Consider the following 3,914-nt stretch of genomic DNA (forward strand, 5'->3'; position numbering starts at 1 on the left):
CGGCCGCGGCTGCCGGCAGTGCCGTGCAGCAGCCGGTCGAGCAGCCCGTGCCGGCGCCGGCCGCCGCGCAGCCCGTCGAGCAGGCCGAGGCCGAACCCGCACGGGCATCCGTGCCCCGAGCGACGGCGTCACGCGATCGGTCGCTGCCGCCCACGATCAAGCAGCGGATCAACGCCGAGGCACATGGTTCGTCTCCGTCCGTCCGCCATCTGCCCGCGGGTACGCCGAGCGCGGCCGACGCCGAAGCGGCTCGCGCGAACGCTCACGCCGCGGACGCGGCACTTGTCGCCGCGTGAGCCGGCAGCGTTCCCGCGCACTCCCGGCGCCCGCCGGACCTGGCACACCCGTACGGCGTACGAACGCGCAGCGCGCGGACCCGCAGCGTGATCAAGGACGGTCGCCCCGGCGACGTGCCTCCGCCTCCGCCTCCGCCTCCGCCTGTCGAGCCTTCGCCTGTACCTCGGGATCGAGCGGATCGACCACATGGCTGCCGTCGACGGACGTCAGCGGGCCGCGCTCCGAGACCTCGGTAGCGGCCGGAGGTTCCACCAGCCAGTCCGGGTTCGCCTGCTTGTCCCACCACTTCCAGGCGGCGAAGGCGCCACCGGCCAGCACACCGAGAGCCGCCAGGCCCTTGGCCAGCCGTCCGGCCCTGGCCCGCCGCTCATGCTTTCTCACCAGCTTCTGGATCTCCTTCGCGGTGACCTGTCCGCGCAGAGCTGCCAGGGCAGCCGCCGAACGCGCCGCGGCCTGCTCGGCGACCGGCCCCGCAGTGGCCATCGCGTGCCCGACCCTCGGCACCGTGTAGTCCGCCGCCTGACGGGCGGCCTGCCGGGTGTGGAAGGCGGCACGGTGAGCCGCGACATCGACCTTTGGGGGCACCCTGGGCGCCACATGGACGCCGTACTGGATACGAGCCTGCTGAGCGGCCTTCGTCATTGTCGGGGCGAGCCTCACGCGCGCCTCGTGTGCGTAGAGAGCGGCCTGCTCCTTGGCCGTACCGGCATAGGGAGCCACCACTTCCGCGGCGTGCTGCACGCTCTCCTTCGCCGAACCGGTAGCGGTGCGCACGCTGTCCATGCGGGTCACAGGATCATCCTCCTTGGTGGCGTTCCGTATTTTCGCCTGTCCACCCTTTTCGAGATCATGCCTGCTTGATTCGGTCTCGGCATGTGATGCGGGCATCCGGGTCACGGCAGACGACGCGCCTTTTCGGTTCCACAAGCGTGTGGACAGTCGAGCCACGCGCGGCTTCGGCATGCGTTCCTTCCGGCCTTCAGGCGTGACCCCCGGGTCCGCCCTCTCCCGGCGTGACTTCGCCGCCGGGCCCTGCCGCGCCCTGCCACACCGCGCTGCCGTCGTGTCTTCCACGGCGTCTTCCATGGCGCCTCCTTCCATCGTGCCTCCATCCGGCCCCGAAATCGCCCCAAGACGGGCGCAAACACCCGTCAAGGGCAGCGGCCGGGCATCACACCTGTCTTCCGTGCGAGGATCGTGAGAGTCAGAGCAGACTTACGGAAGGCAGATCGTGGCCGAGCAGCTTTACGCCACCCTGAAGACCAACCACGGCGACATCGAGATCCGGCTCCTGCCGAACCACGCGCCGAAGACGGTCAAGAACTTTGTCGAACTCGCGCAGGGCGAGCGGGAGTGGACCCACCCGGAGACCGGTAAGAAGACCACCGACCGGCTGTACGACGGCACCGTCTTCCACCGTGTGATCAGTGGCTTCATGATCCAGGGCGGGGACCCGCTGGGCAACGGCACCGGTGGTCCCGGCTATGAGTTCGAGGACGAGTTCCACCCGGACCTGGCCTTCGACAAGCCGTACCTGCTGGCCATGGCGAACGCCGGCCCGGGGACCAACGGCTCGCAGTTCTTCATCACGGTGGCACCGACCGCCTGGCTCACCCGGAAGCACACCATCTTCGGCGAGGTCAGCACCGAGGCCGGCAAGAAGGTCGTGGACTCCATCATCGGCACTCAGACCAACCCGCGCACCGACCGCCCGGTGCAGGACGTGGTGATCGAGTCGGTCGTCGTCGAGACGCGCTGACCGCCCACGCACTGCTCGGTTCCCGGGGTTTCCGGGAACCTCCCGCCCTGCCCGTCCGTAGTGGTTACATACCGGACGGGCGGGGCGGTGCGCTGTGCACCGGCCGTCGGCCGCCCGCCGTCACCAGGACCCGAGGGGATCGATGGACCACCCGCCAGGCGGCCATGGAGGCCAGGATCAGCCCGCCGTCAGCGAGGGCCTGCCCGACTGCTACCGGCATCCGGGCCGTGAGACCGGCATACGGTGCACCCGCTGCGAGCGACCCATCTGTCCCGAGTGCATGATCGACGCCTCTGTGGGATTCCACTGCCCGGAGTGCGTGAGGCAAGGTTCCGGTCCGGGGCGCGGTCCCGCGCCGCATCAGCCGCGTACGCTCGCCGGCGGCGCGATCGCGGCCGACCCGCGGCTGATCACCAAGATTCTGCTGGGCATCAATGTCGCGGTCTTCATCGCCGTGCTCGCCGTGGGCGATCAGTACCGGCTCGTCGAAGACCTTGATCTCCTGGGCCGTTCCTACGATCCCACGGTCGGCCATTTCATCGGTGTGGCGGACGGTCAGTGGTACCGCCTGCTGACCTCGGTCTTCCTGCACCAGGCGCCCTGGCACATCGCCTTCAACATGCTGGGCCTGTGGTGGCTCGGCGGCCCGCTGGAGGCGGCGCTCGGCCGGATCCGTTTTCTGGCGCTCTATCTGCTCTCCGGACTTGCCGGAAGCGCCTTCACCTATCTCCTCGCCGCGCCGAACCAGGGCTCACTGGGCGCCTCGGGCGCCATCTTCGGACTGCTCGGTGCCACCGCCGTACTGATGCGCCGGCTCAACTACGACATGCGCCCGGTCTTCGCCCTGCTCGCGCTGAATCTGCTTTTCACCTTCACCTGGCCCGGTATCGCCTGGCAGGCACATGTCGGCGGTCTGGTGGCAGGCACGGTGATCGCGATAGGCATGGTGCACGCGCCTCGTGAGCGCCGGGCGCTGGTGCAGTACGGCACCTGTGCGCTGGTGCTGGCCGCGACGATCGTGACGGTCGTGGCGAGGACCGCCACACTGCCCGTGATGTTCGGAGCCTGATCCCGGGGCGCGATCACCGGAGGGCGGAGCGTCGTCCGAGCGTGACGGCCTGGGGACGGTCCGTACGGCCCGTACTCCACAGTTGTCCACAGTGTGTGCCGGATCTTGTGCATCCTGTGGGGAACATGCGTACCCCTTGTCGCCGATGTGGGTTTGACCAGCGGAGACAAGGGGCGAGCACGTCATCGGAACGGTCGGTGCGATCACACCGGTGTCAATGACCCGTGGAGTTATCCACAGATCGTCTGACCTTTTCCCCTGCTGTGGACAACGCTGTGGATAAGTCGGGGCAGAGCTTGACGACCGGGCGGTGGACCCGCTACTTCCACTGCGTCGAGACACCGAAGCCGGCGGCGATGAAGCCGAACCCGACCACGATGTTCCAGTTCCCGAAGCTCTCCAGCGGGAGATCGCCGTCGGTCACATAGAAGACCACGATCCAGGCCAGTCCGATCAGGAACATGGCCAGCATGACCGGAGCCACCCAGCTCCGGTTGGTCAGCCTTATGGTGGTCGCCTGCTTCGCGGCCGGAGGCGGCGTGAAGTCGGCCTTCTTGCGGATACGTGACTTCGGCACGAGGGACTCTCCTGTCGATGCGCTGCGTGACCGCGCAGGGAACTGTAACGGGCTGCCGGGGCGGAGAGCAGGGGGAACACCGCCGCCCTTGGGCGTCCGTTAGCGTAGTGCTTCCGCGGCGCCTAAGGAGATAAGGGTACGTTGAGCAATTCTGCCGACTCTCCCCCAGGGCCGGTCCGTCCGCCGGTACGGCGGCCCGTCCGGCTGCCCCC

General features: G+C 68.6%; 5 protein-coding genes. 3 read left to right on the top strand and 2 right to left on the bottom strand.

What is annotated here, in order from left to right; translation table 11 throughout:
- The coding region (locus tag GA0115259_RS17480; RefSeq protein ID WP_093597640.1) for a DUF6344 domain-containing protein at nucleotides 1–296 on the top strand (296 nt) is incomplete at its 5' end.
- A gap of 91 nt (nucleotides 297–387) precedes the next feature.
- Here GA0115259_RS17480 and GA0115259_RS17485 read toward each other — a convergent pair.
- Nucleotides 388–1,089, bottom strand: coding sequence for a DUF5324 family protein (locus GA0115259_RS17485; protein ID WP_093597643.1), 702 nt, complete (start codon nucleotides 1,087–1,089; stop codon nucleotides 388–390).
- 439 nt (nucleotides 1,090–1,528) lie between these two features.
- On the opposite strand from GA0115259_RS17485, the gene GA0115259_RS17490 reads away from it, so the two are divergent.
- Together GA0115259_RS17490 and GA0115259_RS17495 are read left to right on the top strand one after the other, a co-directional pair.
- Nucleotides 1,529–2,056 (top strand): peptidylprolyl isomerase, encoded by a 528-nt coding sequence (locus GA0115259_RS17490; protein WP_093597646.1) that lies wholly within the window; start codon nucleotides 1,529–1,531, stop codon nucleotides 2,054–2,056.
- A 142-nt stretch (nucleotides 2,057–2,198) separates the two neighbouring features.
- Nucleotides 2,199–3,125 carry a rhomboid family intramembrane serine protease gene (locus tag GA0115259_RS17495; protein WP_093597648.1) on the top strand — a complete coding sequence of 309 codons (927 nt, stop codon included), beginning with the start codon at nucleotides 2,199–2,201 and terminating at the stop codon, nucleotides 3,123–3,125.
- A gap of 319 nt (nucleotides 3,126–3,444) precedes the next feature.
- Here the strand turns inward: GA0115259_RS17495 and crgA are convergent, their stop codons facing one another.
- Nucleotides 3,445–3,702, bottom strand: a complete 258-nt coding sequence (crgA, locus tag GA0115259_RS17500; protein WP_093597651.1) for a cell division protein CrgA — start codon at nucleotides 3,700–3,702, stop codon at nucleotides 3,445–3,447.
- Between the last annotated feature and the right edge of the window lie 212 nt (nucleotides 3,703–3,914).

The organism is Streptomyces sp. MnatMP-M17, from assembly GCF_900091995.1.
Lineage (GTDB): Bacteria > Actinomycetota > Actinomycetes > Streptomycetales > Streptomycetaceae > Streptomyces.